At 39.7% G+C, this 24,294-nt stretch carries 21 protein-coding genes, 1 tRNA gene, 2 rRNA genes, 1 pseudogene and 1 other annotated feature (1 of these 26 only partly in view); of the genes and pseudogenes, 6 read left to right on the top strand and 19 right to left on the bottom strand.

The annotated features are described in order from the left end of the window. From IGI79_RS13780 to IGI79_RS13790, 3 genes are all read right to left on the bottom strand, one after another. Positions 1-759, bottom strand: a 23S ribosomal RNA gene (locus IGI79_RS13780); it reaches 2,156 nt to the left of the window's first position. A gap of 295 nt (positions 760-1,054) precedes the next feature. Next, a tRNA-Ala gene (locus IGI79_RS13785) sits at positions 1,055-1,127 on the bottom strand. Between the two features lie 77 nt (positions 1,128-1,204). After that, positions 1,205-2,765 (bottom strand): 16S ribosomal RNA (locus IGI79_RS13790). Together the 16S and 23S rRNA genes with 1 tRNA gene alongside form the textbook arrangement of a ribosomal RNA operon. A gap of 883 nt (positions 2,766-3,648) precedes the next feature. On the opposite strand from IGI79_RS13790, the gene IGI79_RS13795 reads away from it, so the two are divergent. From IGI79_RS13795 to serS, 3 genes are all read left to right on the top strand, one after another. Next, positions 3,649-4,338, top strand: coding sequence for a response regulator transcription factor (locus IGI79_RS13795; RefSeq protein ID WP_010734587.1), 690 nt, complete (start codon positions 3,649-3,651; stop codon positions 4,336-4,338). Continuing rightward, positions 4,325-5,530: a sensor histidine kinase gene (locus IGI79_RS13800; protein ID WP_181055238.1), complete on the top strand. Its 1,206-nt coding sequence runs from the start codon at positions 4,325-4,327 to the stop codon at positions 5,528-5,530. The genes IGI79_RS13795 and IGI79_RS13800 overlap by 14 nt, the downstream gene beginning before the upstream one ends. Before the next feature lie 32 nt (positions 5,531-5,562). Then, positions 5,563-5,768: a binding site (T-box leader), on the top strand. Positions 5,769-5,819: 51 nt separating this feature from the next. Then, positions 5,820-7,091, top strand: coding sequence for a serine--tRNA ligase (gene serS, locus IGI79_RS13805; protein ID WP_062805935.1), 1,272 nt, complete (start codon positions 5,820-5,822; stop codon positions 7,089-7,091). A gap of 69 nt (positions 7,092-7,160) precedes the next feature. Here the strand turns inward: serS and guaB are convergent, their stop codons facing one another. The 10 genes from guaB to IGI79_RS13855 all read right to left on the bottom strand — a co-directional run bounded on the left by guaB (position 7,161) and on the right by IGI79_RS13855 (position 16,057). Then, the gene (guaB, locus tag IGI79_RS13810; RefSeq protein WP_010734584.1) at positions 7,161-8,645 is read right to left on the bottom strand and encodes an IMP dehydrogenase; all 1,485 of its coding nucleotides are present in this window, start codon (positions 8,643-8,645) and stop codon (positions 7,161-7,163) included. A gap of 277 nt (positions 8,646-8,922) precedes the next feature. Continuing rightward, positions 8,923-9,255, bottom strand: a complete 333-nt coding sequence (locus IGI79_RS13815; protein WP_229054112.1) for a hypothetical protein — start codon at positions 9,253-9,255, stop codon at positions 8,923-8,925. Positions 9,256-9,507: 252 nt separating this feature from the next. Continuing rightward, positions 9,508-10,203 carry a DUF1129 domain-containing protein gene (locus tag IGI79_RS13820; protein ID WP_019722878.1) on the bottom strand — a complete coding sequence of 232 codons (696 nt, stop codon included), beginning with the start codon at positions 10,201-10,203 and terminating at the stop codon, positions 9,508-9,510. A gap of 80 nt (positions 10,204-10,283) precedes the next feature. Beyond that, the gene (gene ychF, locus IGI79_RS13825) at positions 10,284-11,384 is read right to left on the bottom strand and encodes a redox-regulated ATPase YchF (RefSeq protein ID WP_104776776.1); all 1,101 of its coding nucleotides are present in this window, start codon (positions 11,382-11,384) and stop codon (positions 10,284-10,286) included. An 8-nt stretch (positions 11,385-11,392) separates the two neighbouring features. Then, entirely contained in the window at positions 11,393-11,584 is a 192-nt protein-coding gene (locus tag IGI79_RS13830; protein WP_010734580.1) for a DUF951 domain-containing protein, read from the bottom strand. Between the two features lie 18 nt (positions 11,585-11,602). Continuing rightward, positions 11,603-12,493, bottom strand: coding sequence for a ParB/RepB/Spo0J family partition protein (locus IGI79_RS13835; RefSeq protein WP_181055239.1), 891 nt, complete (start codon positions 12,491-12,493; stop codon positions 11,603-11,605). Further along, positions 12,480-13,247 (bottom strand): ParA family protein, encoded by a 768-nt coding sequence (locus IGI79_RS13840; protein WP_010734578.1) that lies wholly within the window; start codon positions 13,245-13,247, stop codon positions 12,480-12,482. Before IGI79_RS13840 ends, IGI79_RS13835 begins: the two co-directional genes overlap by 14 nt. A gap of 11 nt (positions 13,248-13,258) precedes the next feature. Then, positions 13,259-13,972 carry a 16S rRNA (guanine(527)-N(7))-methyltransferase RsmG gene (gene rsmG / locus IGI79_RS13845; protein ID WP_010734577.1) on the bottom strand — a complete coding sequence of 238 codons (714 nt, stop codon included), beginning with the start codon at positions 13,970-13,972 and terminating at the stop codon, positions 13,259-13,261. A gap of 286 nt (positions 13,973-14,258) precedes the next feature. Next, positions 14,259-15,608 carry a lipase family protein gene (locus IGI79_RS13850; protein ID WP_104776778.1) on the bottom strand — a complete coding sequence of 450 codons (1,350 nt, stop codon included), beginning with the start codon at positions 15,606-15,608 and terminating at the stop codon, positions 14,259-14,261. Continuing rightward, the gene (locus IGI79_RS13855; protein WP_410300752.1) at positions 15,608-16,057 is read right to left on the bottom strand and encodes a hypothetical protein; all 450 of its coding nucleotides are present in this window, start codon (positions 16,055-16,057) and stop codon (positions 15,608-15,610) included. The genes IGI79_RS13850 and IGI79_RS13855 overlap by 1 nt, the downstream gene beginning before the upstream one ends. Before the next feature lie 342 nt (positions 16,058-16,399). On the opposite strand from IGI79_RS13855, the gene IGI79_RS13860 reads away from it, so the two are divergent. Both IGI79_RS13860 and IGI79_RS13865 read left to right on the top strand, forming a co-directional pair. After that, positions 16,400-16,924: a VanZ family protein gene (locus IGI79_RS13860; RefSeq protein ID WP_065095854.1), complete on the top strand. Its 525-nt coding sequence runs from the start codon at positions 16,400-16,402 to the stop codon at positions 16,922-16,924. Positions 16,925-17,184: 260 nt separating this feature from the next. Further along, a pseudogene (locus IGI79_RS13865) lies at positions 17,185-17,342 on the top strand (site-specific integrase); the annotation flags it as partial. 81 nt (positions 17,343-17,423) lie between these two features. Here the strand turns inward: IGI79_RS13865 and mnmG are convergent. After that, positions 17,424-19,319, bottom strand: coding sequence for a tRNA uridine-5-carboxymethylaminomethyl(34) synthesis enzyme MnmG (gene mnmG / locus IGI79_RS13870; RefSeq protein WP_438846057.1), 1,896 nt, complete (start codon positions 19,317-19,319; stop codon positions 17,424-17,426). Positions 19,320-19,333: 14 nt separating this feature from the next. Beyond that, positions 19,334-20,731 (bottom strand): tRNA uridine-5-carboxymethylaminomethyl(34) synthesis GTPase MnmE, encoded by a 1,398-nt coding sequence (gene mnmE / locus IGI79_RS13875; RefSeq protein ID WP_010734568.1) that lies wholly within the window; start codon positions 20,729-20,731, stop codon positions 19,334-19,336. 339 nt (positions 20,732-21,070) lie between these two features. On the opposite strand from mnmE, the gene IGI79_RS13880 reads away from it, so the two are divergent. Then, positions 21,071-21,409, top strand: coding sequence for a heavy metal-binding domain-containing protein (locus tag IGI79_RS13880; protein WP_010734567.1), 339 nt, complete (start codon positions 21,071-21,073; stop codon positions 21,407-21,409). A gap of 160 nt (positions 21,410-21,569) precedes the next feature. Here the strand turns inward: IGI79_RS13880 and jag are convergent, their stop codons facing one another. The 4 genes from jag to rpmH form a co-directional block, all read right to left on the bottom strand. After that, positions 21,570-22,313, bottom strand: coding sequence for an RNA-binding cell elongation regulator Jag/EloR (gene jag, locus IGI79_RS13885; protein ID WP_019722885.1), 744 nt, complete (start codon positions 22,311-22,313; stop codon positions 21,570-21,572). 14 nt (positions 22,314-22,327) lie between these two features. Beyond that, entirely contained in the window at positions 22,328-23,149 is an 822-nt protein-coding gene (locus tag IGI79_RS13890; RefSeq protein ID WP_010734565.1) for a YidC/Oxa1 family membrane protein insertase, read from the bottom strand. Continuing rightward, a complete protein-coding gene (rnpA, locus tag IGI79_RS13895) occupies positions 23,146-23,502 on the bottom strand; it encodes a ribonuclease P protein component (RefSeq protein ID WP_010734564.1) in 357 nt (118 codons plus the stop codon). The genes IGI79_RS13890 and rnpA overlap by 4 nt, the downstream gene beginning before the upstream one ends. 118 nt (positions 23,503-23,620) lie before the next feature. Next, entirely contained in the window at positions 23,621-23,755 is a 135-nt protein-coding gene (gene rpmH / locus IGI79_RS13900) for a 50S ribosomal protein L34 (protein WP_002293121.1), read from the bottom strand. Positions 23,756-24,294: the final 539 nt, after the last annotated feature.

Raw genomic sequence — 24,294 nt, forward strand, 5'->3', positions numbered from 1 at the left:
CGTTTTACCGCACCTTCAACCTGGACATGGGTAGATCACATGGTTTCGGGTCTACGACTACATACTCAAACGCCCTATTCAGACTCGCTTTCGCTGCGGCTCCGTCTCTTCAACTTAACCTCGCATGCAATCGTAACTCGCCGGTTCATTCTACAAAAGGCACGCCATCACCCATTAACGGGCTTTGACTTGTTGTAGGCACACGGTTTCAGGTTCTATTTCACTCCCCTTCCGGGGTGCTTTTCACCTTTCCCTCACGGTACTGGTTCACTATCGGTCACTAGGGAGTATTTAGCCTTGGGAGATGGTCCTCCCGGATTCCGACGGAATTCCTCGTGTTCCGCCGTACTCAGGATCCTCCTAGGTGCCTTCCAAATTTCATCTACGGGGCTTTCACCCTCTCTGACTGACTTTTCCAAGTCATTCGACTATCTGAAAGAACTACCATATCGGAGTCCTACAACCCCAATGAGCAAGCTCATTGGTTTGGGCTTTTCCCGTTTCGCTCGCCGCTACTCAGGGAATCGAATTTTCTTTCTCTTCCTGCAGGTACTTAGATGTTTCAGTTCTCTGCGTCTACCTCGTATACGCTATGTATTCACGTATACGTAACATCCTATAAAAGATGCTGGGTTCCCCCATTCGGAAATCTCTGGATCATAGCTTACGTACAGCTCCCCAAAGCATATCGGTGTTAGTCCCGTCCTTCATCGGCTCCTAGTGCCAAGGCATCCACCGTGCGCCCTTATTCACTTAACCTTATCAACCTTACGGTTGGGTTTTGATCTTTCTTCTAGCGATAGAAGTCCAATCAAGAAAAATAAGCAATTGAACTTATTAAAAAACTCTATCCAGCACACAAATCAGCCTCTTCGACAAAAAGATCGTCCAATCCGTGAAAGCAAGCTTTCACTTCTGGCCGCCTATTTTGCTTAAGGCTAAACGATTTGTTTAGCTTTCAAATTCAACGCGGTGTTCTCGGTTTGTATTACTTACATTTTTACTTCAATATCCAGTTTTCAATGAACAAGTATATAACAACATACGTTGTTAATGGAGCCTAGCGGGATCGAACCGCTGACCTCCTGCGTGCAAAGCAGGCGCTCTCCCAGCTGAGCTAAGGCCCCGGGTTACATTTTGAGTAGACCTCTCAAAACTGAACAAAGTATCGACAAACGTGTGTAGTCTCCGTAATATTCCTTAGAAAGGAGGTGATCCAGCCGCACCTTCCGATACGGCTACCTTGTTACGACTTCACCCCAATCATCTATCCCACCTTAGGCGGCTGGCTCCAAAAAGGTTACCTCACCGACTTCGGGTGTTACAAACTCTCGTGGTGTGACGGGCGGTGTGTACAAGGCCCGGGAACGTATTCACCGCGGCGTGCTGATCCGCGATTACTAGCGATTCCGGCTTCATGTAGGCGAGTTGCAGCCTACAATCCGAACTGAGAGAAGCTTTAAGAGATTAGCTTAGCCTCGCGACTTCGCGACTCGTTGTACTTCCCATTGTAGCACGTGTGTAGCCCAGGTCATAAGGGGCATGATGATTTGACGTCATCCCCACCTTCCTCCGGTTTGTCACCGGCAGTCTTGCTAGAGTGCCCAACTAAATGATGGCAACTAACAATAAGGGTTGCGCTCGTTGCGGGACTTAACCCAACATCTCACGACACGAGCTGACGACAACCATGCACCACCTGTCACTTTGCCCCCGAAGGGGAAGCTCTATCTCTAGAGTGGTCAAAGGATGTCAAGACCTGGTAAGGTTCTTCGCGTTGCTTCGAATTAAACCACATGCTCCACCGCTTGTGCGGGCCCCCGTCAATTCCTTTGAGTTTCAACCTTGCGGTCGTACTCCCCAGGCGGAGTGCTTAATGCGTTAGCTGCAGCACTGAAGGGCGGAAACCCTCCAACACTTAGCACTCATCGTTTACGGCGTGGACTACCAGGGTATCTAATCCTGTTTGCTCCCCACGCTTTCGAGCCTCAGCGTCAGTTACAGACCAGAGAGCCGCCTTCGCCACTGGTGTTCCTCCATATATCTACGCATTTCACCGCTACACATGGAATTCCACTCTCCTCTTCTGCACTCAAGTCTCCCAGTTTCCAATGACCCTCCCCGGTTGAGCCGGGGGCTTTCACATCAGACTTAAGAAACCGCCTGCGCTCGCTTTACGCCCAATAAATCCGGACAACGCTTGCCACCTACGTATTACCGCGGCTGCTGGCACGTAGTTAGCCGTGGCTTTCTGGTTAGATACCGTCAAGGGGTGAACAGTTACTCTCACCCTTGTTCTTCTCTAACAACAGAGTTTTACGATCCGAAAACCTTCTTCACTCACGCGGCGTTGCTCGGTCAGACTTTCGTCCATTGCCGAAGATTCCCTACTGCTGCCTCCCGTAGGAGTTTGGGCCGTGTCTCAGTCCCAATGTGGCCGATCACCCTCTCAGGTCGGCTATGCATCGTGGCCTTGGTGAGCCGTTACCTCACCAACTAGCTAATGCACCGCGGGTCCATCCATCAGCGGCACCGTAAAGCGCCTTTCAAATTGAAACCATGCGGTTTCTATTGTTATACGGTATTAGCACCTGTTTCCAAGTGTTATCCCCTTCTGATGGGCAGGTTACCCACGTGTTACTCACCCGTTCGCCACTCCTCTTTTCCCGGTGGAGCAAGCTCCGGTGGGAAAAGAAGCGTTCGACTTGCATGTATTAGGCACGCCGCCAGCGTTCGTCCTGAGCCAGGATCAAACTCTCATAAATAAAAGTTAGAACAATCTTGCGATTGTTAAGCTCAATTTGTTTGCTAGCATATTGCTTGCTTGTTAAAAATGTTTGTTGTCTTGAATTGAATCAAGACGCCCTACACATTTGGTTTGTCTTACTTTGTTCAGTTTTCAAAGGTCTACATGATAATTGAAACACAACTGCCTCAACTTATCGTTTGTGATTGCCGTAGCAACTTTTATATCTTAGCAAACTCTCGAATGATTGTCAACTATTTTTTAAAAGTTTTTTGAACTCGTTTTTCACGAGGTCGTTTTAGCAACTCACTTATAATAACTTGTTGTTTGTTATTTGTCAATCACTTTTTTTGTTTTTTTCTTTGCGAAACTAACTTCAATCAGTGAATCACTCAAAAGCAACTTCGTTATCTTATCATGTGTTAACAAACATGTCAATCACTAATTTTAAGAATCGATTTGTTTGTTTTCCGTTCTTTCGAACAAATAATAATATACCAACATCAATTTTGAAAGTCAACTAAAAAAAGGCTGATTTATCAACATTTTTAAGAGAGTCGATCATTAAAAACAGGAAGCGAAAAATCATTCGTTTTTACGTGTTTTTTCTCCTGTTTAACCTAGTTTCACTGAGGTAATGTTCATTTTTTAATTTGTTTGATCAAATTTCTTTTTTCTTACTATTGCTGTGTAAGTGTTCTCAATTTATTACTTCGTCTAAATGATGTTGCTCCTTGATTTAAATCACTTTCTATTTTTGTTTCCTCCTTTATCTTAGATTTCCACCCTTCTACCCCCTCTTCTTCTAAAATTTTCCTTAACAAAGCGCTGCTTTTATCTATTTATCTTTTTTTTTGCTAAAATATTAAGAGTAAACACATTAATCGATGGAGGATCTATTTATGAAAATATTAATCGCAGATGACGACAAGGAAATTGTTGAATTACTTAGTATCTACGTACACAATGAAGGCTACGAAGCAGTAAAAGCCTATGATGGAAAAGAAGCATTATCAAAAGTACGAACAATCCCTGATATTGAATTACTTATTCTAGATATCATGATGCCTGAAATGGATGGCATGCAAGTAGTAAAAGAATTAAGAAAAGAATCACAAATCCCGATCATTATGTTAACAGCGAAAACGACTGATATGGATAAAATCAAAGGGTTAGTCGCGGGTGCGGATGATTACGTAACAAAACCATTTAATCCTCTTGAAGTAATGGCTCGTGTGAAATCTTTGTTACGTCGCACAAAAATGCAAGTGACACCAGATCAACCGGATGTCCTAGAAGTAAATGCCTTGATCATCAATAAAGATTCCCATGAAGTCAAAACAATCGATGGAAAAGAAATCCAACTGACTGCCTTAGAATTTGGTATTCTATATCTCCTTGCAAGTCATCCTAACCATGTATTCAGTGCAGATGAGATCTTTGAACGTGTCTGGAAACAAGAAAGTATCGTTTCTGCTAAAACAGTAATGGTGCATGTTAGTCATCTAAGAGATAAAATTGAAGAAGCAACAGGTGGAGAAAAAGTCATTCAAACCGTTTGGGGAGTGGGCTATAAAATTGATGCAAGATAAAAAAGTGATCGAAAAACGACGCCGGATCAATCTGACATCTAAAGAAATCAGTGAATTATTAGCAGAAGGAATCATTACGATCATCCTTCTGCTTCTATTGAATGTAGCGATGTTGGTCATTATCAGTTCGATCATCAGTAGTTCACCTTCTTTGACAAACGCTATTTGGGATTCTAAAAATATCTTTGCCCAGCGTTTAGATAGTGATTTGTTTTGGAATGGTCGAAACTTTATTTTTCCTGTGTTCTTTCTATTAGATGTTGGTGTATTATACTGGCGATTGATTCGTCGCTACCGACAAATGCAATTACGACACATTATTAGTGAATTGCATTATATCGCTAATGGCAATTACGACCATCGTATCCCTTTCGAATTAAGTGGCGATCTTAGTCGTGTAGTCAAAAGTATCAATGGCTTAGTGGACAGTACGGTAGCGGCGATTGAAGACGAACGTAAAATCGAAAAATCAAAAGACGAACTGATTACAAACGTCAGTCATGATATTCGCACACCTTTAACATCAATTATTGGCTATTTAGGTCTTATTGAAGATGGTCAATATCAAACAGAAGAAGATCTGTTGAAATATACTCACACTGCTTATGTCAAAGCGAAACAAATGAAATCATTGGTAGAAGATCTGTTCGAGTATACCAAGGTACGTCAGCCGGCGGTTCCTGTGAATTTTTCTGCATTTGATTTGATCCAATTGATTGAACAATTGGCAGCTGATTTTGAACTAGAAGCTTCTAAAAAGGAGATTCAAATTTTTGTTGAATCTCCAATCAATTCACTGATCATGGATGGTGATACCGAAAAGTTGGTTCGCGTATTCAATAATTTATTAACCAATGCCCTAAAATATGGCAAAGGAGCTACTAAAATCATCATTGAAATTGAACAACTTGGTTCAGAAGTCATCGTTGTTGTCAAAAACAATGGTGCCATGATTCCTCAACAAGCCATTGACAATCTATTTGATCGATTTTACCGCGTGGAAGAATCCCGTTCACAAGAAACTGGCGGGACAGGGCTTGGTCTAGCCATTGCACAAAGTATCGTAGCATTGCACGGTGGCTATATCTATGCGAAGTCAGATCAAGATTGGACGTCTTTTATCATGCATTTCCCGCTTAAAAAAAATGAAAAGTTAGTCGGCAATCTGACAGAACATATTGACGGAAACTAAATTTTTCGCTATTCTTAGAATACAAATAGAGGAAAACAGTGAACCCAGTACATTTTATTTTTTTCAAGAGAGCTGATGGTTGGTGCAAATCAGTAAAAAATAATTTCGAAGTTCCAGTTCACCCAATGTGCCTTTCGAAATAAGAAAGGTCGGTAACAGCCGTTATCTGTTTACAAGTGCAGTCTCGATAGACTGAACTTGGGTGGTACCGCGAAACTCAAACCAGTTCGTCCCAAGATATTTCTTTGGATGAGCTGGTTTTTTTTATACAAAAAAAGGAGGAAAAGAAATGTTAGATATTAAAATGATCCGTCAAAATGTTGACTATGTACAAGAAAAATTAACGTCACGTGGCGTTAAAAAAGAAGTCTTAGCGGAGTTTGTGGAGTTAGATGAATCTCGCAGAAAATTGTTGGTTGAAAGTGAAGAATTGAAAAAATACCGTAATGATGTATCTGCTGAAATCGCCCAATTAAAGCGTAATAAAGAAGATGCAACTGCGAAGATCGCTGAAATGAAAGAAGTCGGTGGGAAAATCAAAGCACTAGACGAAGAAGTTGCACAAGTAGATGAAAAACTACAACAAATCGCTACAACTCTCCCTAATCTACCTCATGATTCTGTGCCGGTGGGTAAAGATGAAGAGGATAACGTGGAAGCTCGTCGCTGGAGTGAGCCTCGTCAATTTGCTTTTGAACCAAAACCTCACTGGGAAATTGCTGAAAATCTAGGTATTCTTGATTTTGAACGTGGGGCAAAAGTATCAGGAAGCCGCTTTGTTTACTATAAAGGATTAGGTGCTCGCTTAGAACGTGCCCTTTATAATTTTATGTTAGATCAACACGTCTATGAACATGGCTATACTGAAATGATGACGCCTTACGCTGTAAACAGCCAAGCCATGTTTGGTACTGGTCAATTTCCTAAATTTAAAGAAGATGTTTTCCAATTAGCTGATACAGATTTAACTTTGATCCCAACAGCTGAAGTTCCTTTAACAAACTACTACAGCAATGAAATCTTAGCAAAAGAAGATTTACCTGTTTACTTCACTGCACTTAGCCCAGCATTCCGTTCAGAAGCAGGTAGTGCCGGTCGTGATACTCGTGGATTGATTCGTCTTCATCAGTTCAATAAAGTAGAAATGGTGAAATTCGCTGATGCAGAACATTCATATGAAGAACTTGAAAAAATGACCGCTGACGCAGAGGACATTTTGAAAAAATTACACTTACCTTACCGTGTTATGACATTATCAACTGGAGATATGGGCTTTTCAGCAGCGAAAACGTACGATTTAGAAGTATGGATCCCTGCACAAGATACGTATCGTGAAATCAGTTCTTGCTCAAACTGTGAAGATTTCCAAGCGCGCCGTGCGATGATCCGTTACCGAGATGCAGATGGAAAAATCCATTATGCACATACATTGAATGGTTCTGGTTTAGCAGTTGGCCGTACGGTTGCTGCCATCCTTGAAAACTATCAAAATGAAGATGGTTCAGTCACAGTTCCAGAAGTACTCGTGCCTTACATGGGTAACCTAAAAGTAATCAAATAAACAATAAAGCAGCTAAGTGATTCGTTAGCACGAATTGCTTAGCTGCTTTTTTATGTTCAAGAAGTTTGATTATGATTCTACAGAATAGTTTGGTGCTTCTTTCGTAATTTGTACATCATGTGGATGAGATTCTTTCAGACCACTGCCACTCATTTGAATGAACTGTGCATCATCTCTTAATTGTTTTAGGTTTGCAGAGCCAACATAACCCATCCCTGATTTTAAGCCACCGATCATTTGGAAGAGAATGTCTGCTACGCTTCCTTTGTACGCTACACGGCCTTCAATACCTTCTGGCACTAACTTATTGGCTTCATTCGTGCCACCTTGGAAGTAACGGTCTTTTGATCCTTTTTCCATGGCGCCTAATGAACCCATTCCACGATATGTCTTGAAGCGACGACCTTGATAGATTTCAAATTCACCTGGAGATTCATCGGTTCCTGCCAACATACTACCTAACATGACCGCATGTCCACCCGCTGCTAAAGCTTTGACGATATCACCAGAATATTTGATCCCACCATCTGCAATAATGGTTTTTCCATATTGGCGCGCAACTGAAGCTGCATCGTAAATGGCTGTTAATTGGGGAACACCCACACCAGCTACCACACGTGTCGTACAAATCGAACCTGGTCCGATACCTACTTTCACCACGTCAACACCAACATCGTATAACGCTTTTGTTGCTTCTGCTGTTGCTACATTACCAGCAATCAATGTTGCATCTTTGAATGTTGTACGAATTTCTTGGATTTTACGGATCACACCTGCGCTATGTCCATGCGCCGTATCAATGACAATGGCATCTGCGCCAGCATCAAGTAAAGCTTGTGCACGTTCAAAGGTGTCGCTAGTGACACCAACTGCGGCAGCTACCAACAAACGACCATGTTCATCTTTTGCTGCATTTGGAAACTCGATTACTTTTTCGATATCTTTGATCGTGATCAAACCACTTAATCGACCTGCATCATCAACGATCGGTAGTTTTTCGATTTTATGTTGTTGTAAGATTTTTTCTGCATCTTTTAGAGAAGTGCCTACTGGGGCTGTTACTAAGTTTTCTTTTGTCATGACTTCGCTGATTTCGATATGGAAGTCTGTAACAAAACGCATATCACGGTTTGTAATGATTCCTACTAATTTGCGGTTTTCCAATGTTTCGACGATTGGAACTCCACTGATACGGTATCTGCTCATTAATTCTTCAGCATCTGCGACCAAGTGTTGTGGTGTCAAGAAGAATGGGTCAATGATTACACCACTTTCAGAACGTTTCACTTTACGTACTTCGTCTGCTTGTTCGCTGATTGTCATGTTTTTATGGATGACACCTAGACCACCCTGTCTTGCCATAGCAATCGCCATTTTGCTGTCAGTAACTGTATCCATACTTGCACTGATGATAGGAATATTCAATTTGATATTTTTTGCTAATTGTACACTCATATCCACTTCGTTTGGTAACACGTGACTTTCTGCTGGTATCAATAAGACATCATCAAAAGTAAATCCTTTTTTCGTGAACTTTGTTTCCCAGTTGGACATTTTTAGTACCACTCCTCTTGTTTAGTTTATCTACTAAAATAATCGATTTTCTTTTGTAAGTCAACAACTTCTACTAATCCCTTGTTTTTTCTAAGGAACTACTCAGTGAATCCTAAAAAAAGAACGTACCAGCATAATGAAGCGTCTCCTAATGTTTGATCAAGATCAAATGTTAGTTAGCGCTTTCGTCTTACACTGCACGTTCTTTTTTCTTACTCAATATTTTTACTAAACTGAAACGAGTACACTTCAAGAAAGAAAAGATGCGATTCACTTTTTAAACATTTGCTTCGATCGATTCTTTGATCTTTTCAATCTCATTCAAATAATATAGTTTATAGGGAATGCTTAAGCCTTTTTTCTTCGTCTCTTCGTCAAGATACTTTTCATCGACATCTGTATACACAAGTAAATCAGCAGCTGGTGTCTCTGGGTTTCTTGTATTATAGCTAATGAAATCCAGCTCGATTTCTGGCCCTAAAACAGACCGCATTTCTTTTTGAAACTTTCTTCCATGCCCAAGAATAAATTGTCCAGTTTTGATTCCGGCATAACCAAACAGAGGCACTCCGTCAGCATTGATAGAAAATATCCATTTGACTTTTTTCATATTCATTCACCCCTCATCGTTTAACTATCTCGCTCAACATGTTTTATAACATCAGTGATCATCTCTTCTTTTTGATAATAACACTTTATTATTATTTTTTATAATAATAAAAAAAGAACGTTTTGAGATCATGGTCGTCACTGTCAAATCAATAGAAATAAACGATAAAAAAGAGAATGTGCAGCGTAATGCTAACACATTCTCTTCTTTATTGTTCGTCTCGTAAGTCACATCATTTCTAAGTCCAATAAATTATCTTCTTGGAACAGAAAGACTGCCAACGATACCATATTTTTTCTTTAAATAGTAACGCAACGCAAGAGCTGCTGCACCGATGATGATGATCACTACTGGATCTAATAACGGGTTAACGATTGGTGGCAACAAGGTTGTTGCTGAAAAAGCAATGACCCAGATCAATGTCGTTCCACCCAAAATCAACAAGGTTTTACCCATTCCAGGTTTTTTACTACGATCAGCACCTGGATACTCATACTGGTAAATATACTTGTACATCAAGTAAAAGACCCATCCACCAATAGCTGAACCTAGTACAAGTGTGGTGATTCCATAAGCAGGCGTTGTTTCACGTGAAAACAATCCAGTGATTGCGATCATGACACTCAATAATCCGAGTAAGAGTAATGTATTGTCCAACCACATCAACGTTGGTGTCGAAGAAGTTTTCACTTCAACCGGTTTATTGATGATTGCTTCTGTTCTTTCAGATACCGTTCCAAATAATTGGCGGGCTGTTTTCCCACCTTTTTGTTCGGATACTAAAACGGGTAACATCTCATGCAAAGCCGTTACTTTTTCTTCTTCTGATAAATTCGCTGCTTCTAGCGACTTTTTTAAGTCAAAAATATATTGTTGATTACGTTTTGTTAGTTGTTCTTCTAACTGCGCATTTTCTTTTACGATTTCGCGTAACTGTTCTGCTTCCATTATTTTACAGTCCTCCTTAGACGCTGACGGTTGTCACAAAAGACATTTTAACATATCACATACACCGTATGATAGCCTTTTTATACATTAAAACGGAATAACATAACGTCGCCATCTTGAACGACATAGTCTTTCCCTTCTAATCGTACACGTCCGGCTTCTTTCGCTGCGTGCATCGTTCCGTATTGGTCTAAATCTTCAAATGAGACTGTTTCTGCACGGATAAAGCCACGTTCAAAATCGGTATGGATGATTCCTGCAGCTTGTGGCGCTTTGATTCCTTTTTTGAACGTCCACGCACGAACTTCTTGTTCACCTGCTGTAAAGTATGTTGCTAATCCTAATAGGTCATACGCCGCACGAATCAATTGATCCAACCCTGACTCTTCAATGCCTAATGCTTCAAGAAACTCTGCTTTATCTTCGTCGTCCAGCTCAGCAATTTCTTCTTCTGCTTTGGCGCTAACGACAATCACTTCTGCGTTTTCTTCTGCAGCAAAATTGCGGACTGCTTGAACATATTCATTCGCATCTGCATTTGCTACTTCATCTTCTGCCACATTCGCCACATACAAGATCGGTTTTGTTGTTAACAAGAATAAAGATTTAACGATTTTTTGTTCTTCTTCTGTAAATTCGATCGAACGTGCTGAACGTCCATCTTCTAATACTGGTTTGATTTTCTCTAACACCGCTAATTCAGCGACTGCATCTTTATCTTTTGTTTTTGCAATTTTTGCCACACGTGTATAGCGCTTCGTCACTGACTCTAAATCTGCTAAGACAAGCTCTAGATTGATCGTATCGATATCTGCTAAAGGATCGACACGTCCTTCTACGTGTGTGATGTTGTCATCGTCAAAACAACGAACGACATGACAGATTGCATCTACTTGGCGAATATGACTTAAAAATTGGTTTCCTAATCCTTCACCTTTACTTGCCCCCTTAACGATTCCAGCAATATCTGTAAATTCAAAGGTTGTTGGTACAGTTTTCTTTGGTTTTACTAATTCTGTTAAACGTTGTAAACGCCAATCAGGTACTTCAACCATTCCAATATTTGGATCAATAGTCGCAAAAGGATAGTTGGCAGCCTCTGCTCCCGCCTTTGTAATTGCATTGAACAAAGTTGATTTTCCTACGTTGGGTAAACCCACAATTCCAGCAGTTAATGCCATAAATTCATTCACTCTTTCTCTACATTTTTTTCAAGTACTTTTTTCATTTTTTTCTCAAATTCTCGACGGGTCATCATCACGATATGACCGCAATTCATACATTTGATTTTGATATCAGCGCCCATTCGGATGATCTCCCAACGGTTCGTTTGACAAGCATGAGGTTTTTTCATTTCTACGATATCATGTAAGTCGTACATAACATAGCCTCCCTCTGTTTATTCTTCATCAAATTGAATATTTAGAATATCAAGAATTCTAGTTAAATCATTTTGTGAAAGATATTCGATTTCGATCTTACCTTTCCCATTCTTTTCTTGGATGGCGACACTTGTTCCAAATTTATCCATCAAGCGATCTTCACTCTCACGGATATAATACGGTTTTTCCTTTGCTAAACGTGGGATTTTTTTCTTTTCTTGCCCATCATTTTGATTTAATTCTGAAACGAGTTGCTCTAATTGACGAACCGTTAGATTTTCTGTCACGACACGATTGGCTAATTTTAATATCAATTGTTTATTTTTTAATCCAAGTAACGTACGAGCTTGTCCCATAGATAATCGTTGATCTTGGACCATTTCTTTCACCAAATCAGGCAATGTCAATAAACGCAAATAGTTTGCGATATAAGGACGACTTTTCCCTAAACGACTTGCGACTTCAGCTTGTGTCAATTTTAAGTTCTTCATCAACATCTCGTAAGCTTCTGCCTCTTCTAAAGGATTCAAGTCTTCACGTTGTAAGTTTTCTAAAACTGCAACTTGCATCATCGCTTCTTCGTCGAAATCTCTGACAATTGCAGGAATCGTTTCTTTGCCAGCTAATTTAGACGCCCGGAAACGACGTTCACCTGCGATGATCTCATAACCTTTCACCGACGAACGACGAACAATGATCGGTTGAAAGACGCCGGAGTACTCGATCGAGTTCGCTAATTCTTGCAATGATACTTCTTCAAATGTTTTACGTGGTTGATACGGATTAGGACGCAATTCGTTTAGTGGCAACTGAATAACAGTTTCATCTTTCACGTTGACTGTTTCTAAATTTTCCAAATCTTGAAACAGCGCGTCGATTCCCCGACCTAGTCCTTTACTTTTCTTCACGATCGACCACTTCCTTTGCTAATGCTTGATACACTTCAGCGCCTCTGGAACGCGGATCATAATCAATGATAGGTTTTCCATGACTTGGTGCTTCTGACAAACGAATGTTTCGAGGAATCACTGTGTCATACACTTTTTCACGGAAATACTTACGTACTTCTTCCACCACTTCATTCCCAAGATTCGTTCGAGCGTCATACATCGTCAATAATACCCCTTCGATTTCCAATTCAGGGTTGAAGTGTTTTTGTACCAATCGAACAGTATTCAGCAGTTGACTTAACCCTTCTAACGCATAGTATTCACACTGCACAGGGATCAAAATCGAATCACTTGCAGTAAATGAGTTGATGGTTAGATGACCTAAAGATGGCGGACAATCAATTAAAATGTAGTCATACTGATCGTTGACTTCAGCCAGTGAACTTTTTAAACGTGATTCTCTTGCCATCATTGAGGTCAATTCAATTTCCGCTCCCGCTAATTGAAGAGTGGCAGGCACAATACTCAAGTTTTCATGTTCAGTAGCAATTGTCGCTTCAGCAATTGGTAACTCATTGACTAATACATCATAAATATCTTGTGTCACATCAGGTTTACGAATGCCTACTCCGCTAGTGGCATTTCCTTGTGCATCCATATCTACTAGCAACACTTGTTTACCTAAACTTGCTAAACAAGCACCTAGATTTACAGTTGTCGTTGTTTTACCAACGCCGCCTTTTTGATTTGCAACGGATATAATTTGTGCCATCTCTTCTCCTCCTACTTGATTGGTTGCTTATTCGGCAACCCAGGTTTTCTTGGGTACTTCTTCGGTGTTGGTTTCTTCTTCTGTATAATCAGAATGTGGCGTTTGTCCGAGATTTTAGGTAGTTCAATTGCTTGCTCTCCGATAAATTTACCACCTAATTGCGCAATCGCTGGTTTCGCTTCTGCCAATTCTTCTTCGCTTTTCGCAGCTTTCAGTGCATAGAAATAGCCCTCTTGTTTCACTAATGGTAAACACAGTTCCGTCAATACATTCAAACGTGCCACTGCACGAGCAGTCACAAAATCAAATGATGCACGGAACTGCGGATTTTGCCCAAATGTTTCTGCACGATCATGGTAAAGAGACGCATCGATTTCTAATTGATTCGTTAACTCAGTTAAAAAAGTTATTCGCTTATTCAAGGAATCAACAATCGTTATTTGTAACTCAGGAAAAGCAATTTTTAAAGGAATACTTGGGAACCCAGCTCCTGAGCCGACGTCACATAAAGTCAGTCCAGTTGAAAAATCAACATCAAATGCCAACGTCAATGAATCATAAAAGTGTTTTAAGTAAACTTCTTCTCGATCAGTGATCGCCGTCAAATTCATTTTTTCATTCCACTCGACTAATAAATGAAAATAACGGTCAAACTGCGCCATTTGCTTATCTGATAAATGAATGTCTTTTTCTGCCAAGACTTGGCGAAATTCTTCTGGTGTCATAATTTGTCCTTTCATTGTGAAACAGCTAATTGTTTCACAGAATCTCTTCCTACTTTAACGCAAAATGAGTCGAGTTGCAATCTTTCTATATATAAATTTAAAGGAGGTTATGCCAAATTCGGAAGTAGGTAAATTCTACTTCTAAAATAAAAAAATAATCAGCCCTCGGACAACACAAAAAGAGTGTTCTGCCCATTGCTCACACTCCTTTATTTTCTATTATTTAGTTAGACAACAATCACTTCTCAATAGTGCTTTTATCGATCGTTCACTTTTGTAGCAAGGGTTAGAACAATTGATTCGCTAATTCTTTGTCACGTGCCACCATTTCATTGATTTTTTGGGTGATTTCATCGGCGAGTGTTTGAAACTGTTCTGACATCTGATCAATTTGGCGAATCTTATCTCTAAATTCCTGTGTTGGCTCATCGACAATCTCCCATTTTGTACAATTAACTTCGGCTAATGTTTCAATTACCTCGTTGTACGTCAAATGTGGCGTATAATTGCGAATTCTTCCCAACCAGTCATTCCATAACTCTTCCAACTCCGTGATCCCGTTTTGGTAAATCACGCGAACATTGCCCATCGCCTCATCAAATTTACTTGCTGCGGTCCGTACGACAGCTAATGCTTGGCTATCCTCTAAATAAATTTTTTCTGATTGAGAAAGTCCGCCACCACTTGCAGTCAGCTTCTGCTGTAACTCTTTTAAGGTCAAGAATTCTTTGATTTGAACCTTGAGCCACTCATTTTCTTCTTTCAAACGCTTGATTTCATCTAGGGTATGTTCGCCACTGACTGCTAGTAGTTTGATCATTGCTTCGTTTTCCAAAAGTGTTTGTTGCCACAAAGTTGGGGCTAACAAGATCCCCCCATTGCCATCGACGTATACGATGATCTGACCATGCTTATCGATATAATTTCCCTCTTCATCTGTTCTGAATTGATCCAGCGAATGGCCAAATGTTTCCCAGCCCGAATTATCGATTCCAAAACTATTGATTGGAAGCATCCCTTTCCCACCAGTGAAAAGCCCACTCGTGACGACATCCGAAGTGTCGTAGATATTGATTAGCGTACCGGGATGATTATCAAACAATGCTTGTGCAAGCCCTGGTCCCGCCGCGCCGTACGTCACACTGTCATAACCATTGAGCCCTGCGACAAAAAGTGCTTTAGCTCCACCTAACGAGTGCCCAGTCGTTGAGATCGTATAGCCATCTGATTTGGGATACTGCTTTTCAATTTCACGGGCATAGTTCAAAGCGGAGAAAAATGCGCCATCTGGATGTTTATTACTTCGACCAATTTCCTCAAGGTTTGTGTGCCAATCTTTGAGCGAAGTCGTGCCAGCATAGGCAATCGTCAGGTTTTTGGTGATGACGGAGTCGGGGAAGCCGGGGACTTTTTTTAATTGCTCTTCATTGTACCCAAGATATTCCTCTTTTATTTTAGCAACTACCATTGCTTGCATACTATTTTTCTTTGGCTTAGATTCATTACCGATTTTGTCTTTATTTGTATCTACTGTTTTTATGACTATATAAGGGATTTCTTTTACTAGATGATTTACTTTTATCAATCCATCTTCAACTTTATACACAGAATCAGATAGCCATCTATTTTGATCCATCAATCTATCCCTCCTTCGTAATAGATAATTTGTTCATCTGCCATAATCGAATTAATTTTTTCTTTTCTTTTTGTAATATAATAAGGACCAGTTCCAGTGCTATCAGAAATCATGTATATAGGTTTATTTGTTTCTGCGGAAATAGTACTTAAACTTACTTCCTCCTCATATACTCCATTTACAGTGAAATAAATGGTCAAAAAATTCATCGGACTCACTGAATATCCAGTAAATTCAATTTTAGTTATCTCCGCATATTCTCTGACCTCCAACAATGCTTTCAAATATTCTTCTGTTGTCATTTCTCCTTGTCCATGGTCATATTTCCTGAAGATTTCTTCTTCTTTTTCTCGATTGTTTATATAGAGCCGATAATTGTTATACACATAATTTGCCAGATCTTTCTGTATTTCCAGCAATTCTTGAAGATCTTCTTCTCTTTTATCCATGTAGATCTTTCCTCCGATTCCTCCTAAGATAATGAGCACTAATACACCTAACCAAAGCCGTTTGTTCATAGATCCTCCTTTCAGTTAGCTACTATTTTTGTCAATGCTTCACAATAAAATACGTATACTTCATTTTATTCTGCGATCACATTTCAATATAAAGTTATTTTATGTATACTTATAGAGAGAAAGACAAGTGTTGTGACGTATGTTTTTATAAAGTTCATCTCAATTGATTATAACAAAAATAAGGAGGTTTTTTAGATCGAAGCAAAAATAAAATTGTTATTTTTAAGATTTTTAATGCTACTATCTTGCTTACTTTTTTCTCGATGGTTTTTCATGCGTTATCTCTACTATTATTCTATTACGCTTTTTCCACCATCTGGTCCTGTCGACTTCTGGTTTCCTTTCTTCTTAGTGATAATCATTACGTTATTCCTTTATGTCAGTCTTCACTGTGCTTTTACAAGAAACATTTATCGGGAATGGCTGATCTTTTTTTCTTTACTCTACATCACCTTTCTCATTTATTTACTTTTCTTAAAAAATATCGGGATACGAGGCGTAGAATTTCAATTATTTTCATGGGTGAAGGATTTGATTTATGGTGATCCAATGATTGTTCTGTTTAATATTTTACTGTTTCTACCTTTAGGCTGGATTTTACCATTGAGTTGGAAGAGTAGTTTCTTGGTCATTTTATCTGTTTTAGGAGTTGAATGGATTCAATATTTCTTTTATCTAGGAATCTTTGATATGGGCGATGTTTTTGTAAATACTTGTGGGTTTCTTTTAGGTGCTTGTATACATAGGTTTCTGATCAGTCGATTGGATATTCAGGTTTCTTCTTTTTTACATAAGTGAATCAATTTATGTTCTTTCTAAATAAAAAATAACAGCTAACGAATCAGATGATTCATTAGCTGTTATTTTTATATTTCTTATTTAAGCAGATATTTCTACTTTCGCCATCTTGCCTTGTTCAAACAAAAAAAGCCGGACGCATCCGACTTTTTTAGGTGCATACCGAAGTAATACACCGCTATTTAGTATACTTATAGTACCACGAGCAATATACAGAGTAAAGCAAAAAAATAAGTGTGAAAATGCAATAAAAACTAACAAAAAGGAACTTCCTCTACAAAGGCTACCCTGATAAAGTAGCTAGGAAGTTCCCTAATATGAAGATAAACAAAGTTCATGGCTTTAGAAAGCCCACGCTAGCTTGCTCTTTGAGGCTGGTGCACAAGTAAAAGATGTAAAAGATAGACTAGAACATTCTTTACATGAATAGCTGAGAAATGTAGTCAGTCTATACGTTAAGAATTCATTTAGTATCACGAATTCTTAACGTGTCACTGCTTTACGCTTCCACTTTCGCAATCTTCCCTTGTTCAATATAGACCATCAAGATGCTTAGGTCCGCTGGATTGACACCGCTGATGCGGCTTGCTTGTGCGATGGTTTCTGGACGGATTTTTTGAAGTTTTTGTTTTGCTTCCGTTGCTAATCCGTTGATCGCAGCGTAGTCAATGTTTTCTGGGATGCGTTTGGCTTCCATCCGTTTTAGTTTTTCTACTTTTTCTAATGCTTTTTTGATGTATCCTTCGTATTTCAACTGGATTTCAACTTGCTCGATTTCTTTACGTGTTAATTCTGGATTTTCTGGAATAAATCGTAACAGATCGGCATAACTGATTTCTGGACGGCGCAAGAAATCACTTGCTAGTACACCATCTTTTAATGGTGCAGCATTCAATTCTGCTAAAAAGGCTTGGACGTCTTCTGTTGGTTTGATACGAACGTTCATCAAACGTTTGATTTCTTGTTCAACTGCTGCTTTCTTTTTCAAGTAAGCAGCATATTGATCTTCTTTTACTAAACCGATCTGGTGACCCATTTCCGTTAGGCGTAGATCAGCATTATCATGACGAAGAAGTAAACGATATTCTGCCCGGGATGTCAGTAAGCGATAAGGTTCATTCGTTCCTTTTGTGACTAAATCATCGATCATGACACCGATATAGCCGTCACTACGTTTGATGACTAATGGCTCTTTTCCTTGAACCTTCAATGCTGCATTGATTCCTGCAATCAGTCCTTGTCCCGCTGCTTCTTCATATCCACTTGTCCCATTGGTTTGACCGGCCGTATAAAGATTTTCTACGACTTTCGTTTCTAATGTTGGACGTAACTGGTGTGGTTCGACCACATCGTACTCAATGGCATAGCCCGTACGCATCATCTCTGCTTTTTCTAATCCAGCAATCGAATGCAACATATCCACTTGGACGTCTTCTGGAAGTGAAGTTGAAAGCCCTTGAACATACACTTCTTCTGTATTCAATCCTTCTGGTTCTAAAAAGAGTTGATGACGTGGTTTGTCTGCAAAACGGACGATTTTGTCTTCGATCGATGGGCAGTAACGTGCGCCGACGCCTTCAACGATTCCTGTAAACATTGGTGCGCGGTGAAGATTGTCACGAATGATTTGATGGGTCGTTTCACCTGTATAAGTCAACCAACAAGGTTCTTGTTCTAAGTTATAGGCACTGTCCGGTGTGGCAAAGCTAAAATGATTTGGCTCCTTGTCTCCCGGTTGTTCTTCTGTAACAGAGTAATCGATCGTACTTGATTTCACGCGTGGAGGCGTTCCGGTTTTAAAACGATCAATGGCAAAACCTAATTCTTTTAAGTGATTGGCTAAACCAATTGATGGTTGTGAGTTATTCGGACCAGATGAATATTTTAATTCACCGATAATAATCTCACCACGTAATGCGGTACCTGCAGTGATAACGACTGCTTTTGAACGATAGCTTGCACCAGTTGAAGTGACTACACCATGACAACCCCCCTCTTCAACGATCAATTCTTCAACGATTCCTTGTCTTAGTGTCAAATTCTCTTCTTTTTCAATTGTATGTTTCATTTCACTGGCATAGGCATGCTTGTCTGCTTGTGCACGTAATGCTCGGACAGCAGGTCCTTTCCCAGTGTTCAACATTCTCATTTGAATGTATGTCTTATCAATGTTCTTACCCATTTCGCCGCCTAGTGCATCAATCTCGCGTACGACAACGCCTTTGGCTGGACCGCCGACGGAAGGGTTACATGGCATAAATGCCACCATATCTAAATTGATCGTTAATAGTAACGTTTTTGATCCCATACGTGCAGCAGCCAAAGCGGCTTCTGAACCAGCATGTCCTGCACCGACAACAATCACATCATATTCTTCTGCTTGATAATGATTCAAGAACTGTTCCTCCTTTATTTTCCAAGACAAAATTGACTAAACAATTGTGTGATCAATTCATCTTGGACACTATCTCCTACGACTTCACCAAGGTAATCCCAACAGCGAGTCATATCCATTTGAACGAGGTCAACAGGCATACCCGCATCGATTCCTGCGATCACTTCTTGTAAAGAGATGGCCGCTTTTTCGAGCAAGGCAATATGACGGGTATTGGATACATAAGTTGCATCTCTTTCGCCAGTTTGCCCGCCAAAGAACAACTCAGAGATGGCCGTTTCTAATCGGTCTAACCCTTCATTATTGGCAACCGAAACAGCGAATACTGGTTCATCCTCGATCAATGATAAAAGCTTGTCTTCCTCTAATTGTTTCGGTAAATCAGTTTTATTCAATAGAATGATCCGCTTCAATCCTTTTGTTGCTTCCAACAACTGTTCATCTTCAATTGTCAACGGCTCGCTTTGATTCAAGACAAGTAAGATCAATTCAGATTCTGCCAAAGCTTTACGACTACGAGCAACACCGATTTGTTCCACGATATCTTCTGTCTCCCGAATACCTGCTGTGTCGATCAGTTTCAACGGTACGCCACGAACATTGACGTATTCTTCAATCACATCTCTTGTCGTTCCCGCAATATCCGTCACGATGGCTTTTTCTTCTCGTAATAAATGGTTCAGTAAGCTTGACTTACCAACGTTTGGACGACCGATGATGGCCGTACTTAATCCTTCTCGTAAGACCTTGCCTTGTTGTGATGTTGCTAAAAGAACTTCGATACGTTGTTGGATCATCTGCGCTTTTTCTAATAGAAGTTTTGTCGTCAATTCTTCGACATCATCATATTCAGGGTAATCGATATTCACTTCGACTTGTGCTAATGTCTCTAAAATCTCTTGTCGAAGGGAACGGATCAATGCAGACAGATTCCCATCTAATTGGTTCAACGCGACACCCATCGCCTTGTCTGTTTTGGCACGGATCAGGTCCATGACTGCTTCAGCTTGGGATAAATCAACTCGTCCATTTAAAAAGGCACGCTTTGTAAATTCTCCTGGCTCTGCTAAACGTGCGCCTTCTCTTAATAGAAGCTGTAAAATTTGATTGACGACAACGATGCCCCCATGACAATTGATTTCTACAACATCTTCTCGGGTAAATGTTCGTGGTGCGCGCATGACGGATACCATGACTTCATCGACTAATTGTTCACTTTTGGGATCGACGATATGCCCATAATGAATCGTATGACTAGGAACATCCAACAACTGTTTATTGCCACTTTGATAGACTTTATTGGCAATGGTCAGCGCTTGATCACCGCTTAAACGCACAATACTTATCGCCCCTTCACCTGGTGGCGTAGAGATTGCTGCAATCGTATCAAATTCTAAGGTTATTTCAGCCATTTTTTCACTTCCTTTTTCATTTTACGCACAAAAAAAGTGCCCACTTCACCCTTTGCAATAAATGGTGAACTTCGCACTTTGACTGCTTGTTCTGTTTAAATTCTGGTCATAGACTATCATATCTAATTCTAGTAATCAAGCTTTTTTGTTTATTTTTATGAGAGTCACTAATCAATCTTAAACTTTTTCTGCACAGGATTCTTTTGATTGAAACTATCATTAGATCACTCTCTATAGAAGTAAATCTACTCTTATATCTTTATCTTTGTTCCAAAAAACGTTACACTTAAATGGTAACGGTATCTACATACTTTTTCTTTACCGAAAGGAGCAAAAATTATGGCCCAATTTAAGCCTAGTGCAGTAGACGGAGTAGATGATCCACGAATCAATGAAGTGGTGTTATCGACAGGGAATATCAATCAAAAATATATCGTCAGAGATATCGTATTTGTCGCAGAATGTATTGAAGGAGACTTATTCGACCCTACATTCAATAGTGATGACATGTTCTTGACAACAAAACAAAAATTAAAAAAGAAAGTGTTAGATTATGGCGCAAATGCAGTCATCAATTGTCACTTTGAATATCAACAAAAACCCCGAGATGGCAAACAGATCATCGAACTTTTTGCTTACGGTACCGTGATCCAATTTGTCCAGACAACGATTGGCTGATCACAAAAAAACGTGCAGAGCTTTCGCTCTGCACGTTTTTTCTACCAAAGTAAAGACTACCATCGTATACTCCGATAAGAATGATTTCTAATAAAATATACTTTGTTTGGAAAAGTTTGTCAATCTGATCGCAAGATTTTGGTTCTTCTCTTCGTAATCGCTATTTGGCTGGTTCGACAACTAAGTAACGATATGGTTCATCACCTTCTGAGTGGGTTTGTACTCCCTCATGTTTACTTAACGCCGCGTGGATTTGTTTGCGTTCAAACGCAGGCATCGGTTCTAAAAATACAGGATGTCCCGTACGCAAGACTTTTTCTGCGGTGCGCTCAGCTAAACGTTGGATGATCTCTTGTCGTTTTTCACGATAGTTGCCCACGTTTACCACGACAGAGAGTTTATTACCGGCTACTCGATGAATGAACACTTGCGCCAAATATTGCAAAGCATTTAACGTTTTTCCATGTTTGCCGATCAACAGACCTTGTTTATCCGTTTCTAAATGGAAGACGATCAAATTCGCTTCTCGTGTCATTTTTACTACAGCTGGTGCATTTAGTTGCTGGGAGATCTCAGTGAGATAGGTTGCTAATTCCGATAAAGCTGCTTCGTCACCTAATTCACTTTTTTCTTCAATCAAGTCCTCAGGTTCGATTTCACCCGTATCTTCTGTTTGAACAGATGTTTCTTCCAACACTTCTTCTACGGTTTCTTCGATCGTTTCAGAGACAACTTCGCTGATATTCGGTTCGATTGAAAGTTTGGCATTTCTTTTTCCCATTCCGAGAAATCCTTTTTTTCCTTCATCAAGTATCTCAATAGCGACTTGCTCTTTTGCTAGTCCTAACTCATTCAATCCAATTTCAACAGCTTCATCTACGGTTGCAGCTTCATAAATCGGCATTTGCATTCCCTCCCTTATTTTTTACGTTTTTTCTTAGGACTTTGTGCCTTACGCAAAGCACGTTCTTTTTCACGGATACGTTGTGCTTCTTCTTCACGCTCACGTTTGATTTTAAATGGATTATTGATCAATAGTGTTTGGAACACTTGGAAAGCATTTGATACTACCCAGTATAATGAAAGTCCACTGGCTAAATTGACCCCCATAACTAAGATCATCACTGGCATCGCAAAATTCATGACTTTCAATGAAGCGTTCGATTCCACTTGGCTCATGCTTGATAAATACGTACTTGCAAATGTAAAGATGGCAGCCAACACTGGTAAAATAAAGGTTGGGTCAGCGTTCCCTAAGTTCAACCACAAGAAGTGACCTTGACTCAACGCAGGAACACGAGAAATTGATTGCCATAAAGCCATTAAGATTGGCATTTGTACTAATAAAGGCAAACAACCTGCATATGGATTTACACCATTTTCAGCATATAACCGTTGTTGTGCTTCTCTTAACTTACTTTGTGTTTCAGGATCTTTTGAACTATATTCTTGTTGGATCGCTTTTAGTTTTGGTTGAAGTTCTTGGGTCTTACGCATACTTTTTGTTTGGAAATGCATTAATGGTAATAAAATTACGCGAATGATGATCGTGAATAAAATGATCCCGATCCCAACATTTCCAAATGACAATGCTTTAATCGCTTCTGCAAAATAATAAACAATGTAGCGATCCCAAATTCCTGTACTTTGTGCGCTGACTTCTCCAGTTCCACAACCGGATAAGACGATGATCAGACCGACAAGTCCGGCCATCAAAAGTAAACGTTTGTATTTCTTCACTTACTCTTTTCCTCTCTGTCGATTATTTTTGCAAGCTTTAAGACATGGACTAAGTTGGAGCGAATCTCATCGTAAGTCAGTCCTTTGATGCTTGGTCTAGCAATCACAATAAAATCTAATTCCGGCTCGATCTCTTCTTTCAATGAGTAGATCGCCGCACGGATTTTTCGTTTTACTTCATTGCGACATACAGCGTTTCCGACTTTCTTACCTACAGATAAGCCAACACGAAAATGCGGTTGTTCCTTCTTTTCTAAACGGTACACGACAAACTTACGGTTAGCAAAGGAAGCGCCGGTTTGAAACACCGCTTGGAACTCTCGTTCTTTTTTCACTCGATACGCTTTTTTCATTCGTTTTCTTTCCTTTTCTATCTCTCACTTACGCTCCCAATCATACCATATTTCCTATAAGTCTTTCACCTTTTCCTCTAAAAAAGGGCATAAAAAAAACCACTGTAACCCCAGTGGTCTAAGCTGAAAGAACTTTTCTTCCTTTACGACGACGGCTAGCTAAAACACGACGTCCATTTTTAGTACTCATACGTTTACGGAATCCGTGAACTTTTTGACGTTTACGTTTATTTGGTTGGTATGTTCTTTTCATCTTGTTCCACCTCCAGAAATTCTTATCTACATGTACATGAATTAAACACAGACATACTTTGATAGTATAACGAGTACTTAGGTGATTTGTCAATATAAAAAAAAGCTTTTATTCGAAAATACTTCTCTCATTTTATCCACAACGGTATTTTTCGCGCTGTGTTTTCAATGTGGATAAAGTTATACACAGAAGTTTTCCACAGTAATTTACCCTTGGTTTTTACACAGAATAAACAGCTGAAAATAAGTAATCCACAATTCCATAATTTCCTGTGCATTGATTTCTGTAAGTACTGTCATTATTACTTTTTTTATCCACAACCCACTGGGTAAATCTCTAGTTTTACACCACTTATCCACCTGTTGATTACTCTTGTGGATATCTTTTTTTCCTCCCTGTGTTTTTCTTCTTTTTTTTTCTTCTGGATAATGTGGATAATTGTTATAAAAAATTTTTTTCTTTTCTTTCTGTGGAAAACTTTTGTAAAAAATGCTAAATTAGTACTAGCTATTTACTTTTAATGAAGGAGGAGGCCTTGT

Source organism: Enterococcus sp. AZ084 (assembly GCF_051714905.1).
GTDB classification, from domain to species: domain Bacteria; phylum Bacillota; class Bacilli; order Lactobacillales; family Enterococcaceae; genus Enterococcus_B; species Enterococcus_B pernyi.

Bases quoted from the DNA above. Each gene is read 5' to 3' on its own strand.
- IGI79_RS13795 (WP_010734587.1), top strand. From the start codon at position 3,649: ATGAAAATATTAATCGCAGATGACGACAAGGAAATTGTTGAATTACTT.
- serS (WP_062805935.1), top strand. From the start codon at position 5,820: ATGTTAGATATTAAAATGATCCGTCAAAATGTTGACTATGTACAAGAA.
- guaB (WP_010734584.1), bottom strand. From the start codon at position 8,645: ATGTCCAACTGGGAAACAAAGTTCACGAAAAAAGGATTTACTTTTGAT.
- IGI79_RS13815 (WP_229054112.1), bottom strand. From the start codon at position 9,255: ATGAAAAAAGTCAAATGGATATTTTCTATCAATGCTGACGGAGTGCCT.
- IGI79_RS13820 (WP_019722878.1), bottom strand. From the start codon at position 10,203: ATGGAAGCAGAACAGTTACGCGAAATCGTAAAAGAAAATGCGCAGTTA.
- ychF (WP_104776776.1), bottom strand. From the start codon at position 11,384: ATGGCATTAACTGCTGGAATTGTGGGTTTACCCAACGTAGGAAAATCA.
- IGI79_RS13830 (WP_010734580.1), bottom strand. From the start codon at position 11,584: ATGTACGACTTACATGATATCGTAGAAATGAAAAAACCTCATGCTTGT.
- IGI79_RS13840 (WP_010734578.1), bottom strand. From the start codon at position 13,247: ATGGCACAAATTATATCCGTTGCAAATCAAAAAGGCGGCGTTGGTAAA.
- rsmG (WP_010734577.1), bottom strand. From the start codon at position 13,972: ATGACACCAGAAGAATTTCGCCAAGTCTTGGCAGAAAAAGACATTCAT.
- IGI79_RS13850 (WP_104776778.1), bottom strand. From the start codon at position 15,608: ATGGATCAAAATAGATGGCTATCTGATTCTGTGTATAAAGTTGAAGAT.
- IGI79_RS13855 (WP_410300752.1), bottom strand. From the start codon at position 16,057: ATGGATAAAAGAGAAGAAGATCTTCAAGAATTGCTGGAAATACAGAAA.
- IGI79_RS13860 (WP_065095854.1), top strand. From the start codon at position 16,400: ATGCGTTATCTCTACTATTATTCTATTACGCTTTTTCCACCATCTGGT.
- mnmE (WP_010734568.1), bottom strand. From the start codon at position 20,731: ATGGCTGAAATAACCTTAGAATTTGATACGATTGCAGCAATCTCTACG.
- IGI79_RS13880 (WP_010734567.1), top strand. From the start codon at position 21,071: ATGGCCCAATTTAAGCCTAGTGCAGTAGACGGAGTAGATGATCCACGA.
- jag (WP_019722885.1), bottom strand. From the start codon at position 22,313: ATGCCGATTTATGAAGCTGCAACCGTAGATGAAGCTGTTGAAATTGGA.
- rnpA (WP_010734564.1), bottom strand. From the start codon at position 23,502: ATGAAAAAAGCGTATCGAGTGAAAAAAGAACGAGAGTTCCAAGCGGTG.
- rpmH (WP_002293121.1), bottom strand. From the start codon at position 23,755: ATGAAAAGAACATACCAACCAAATAAACGTAAACGTCAAAAAGTTCAC.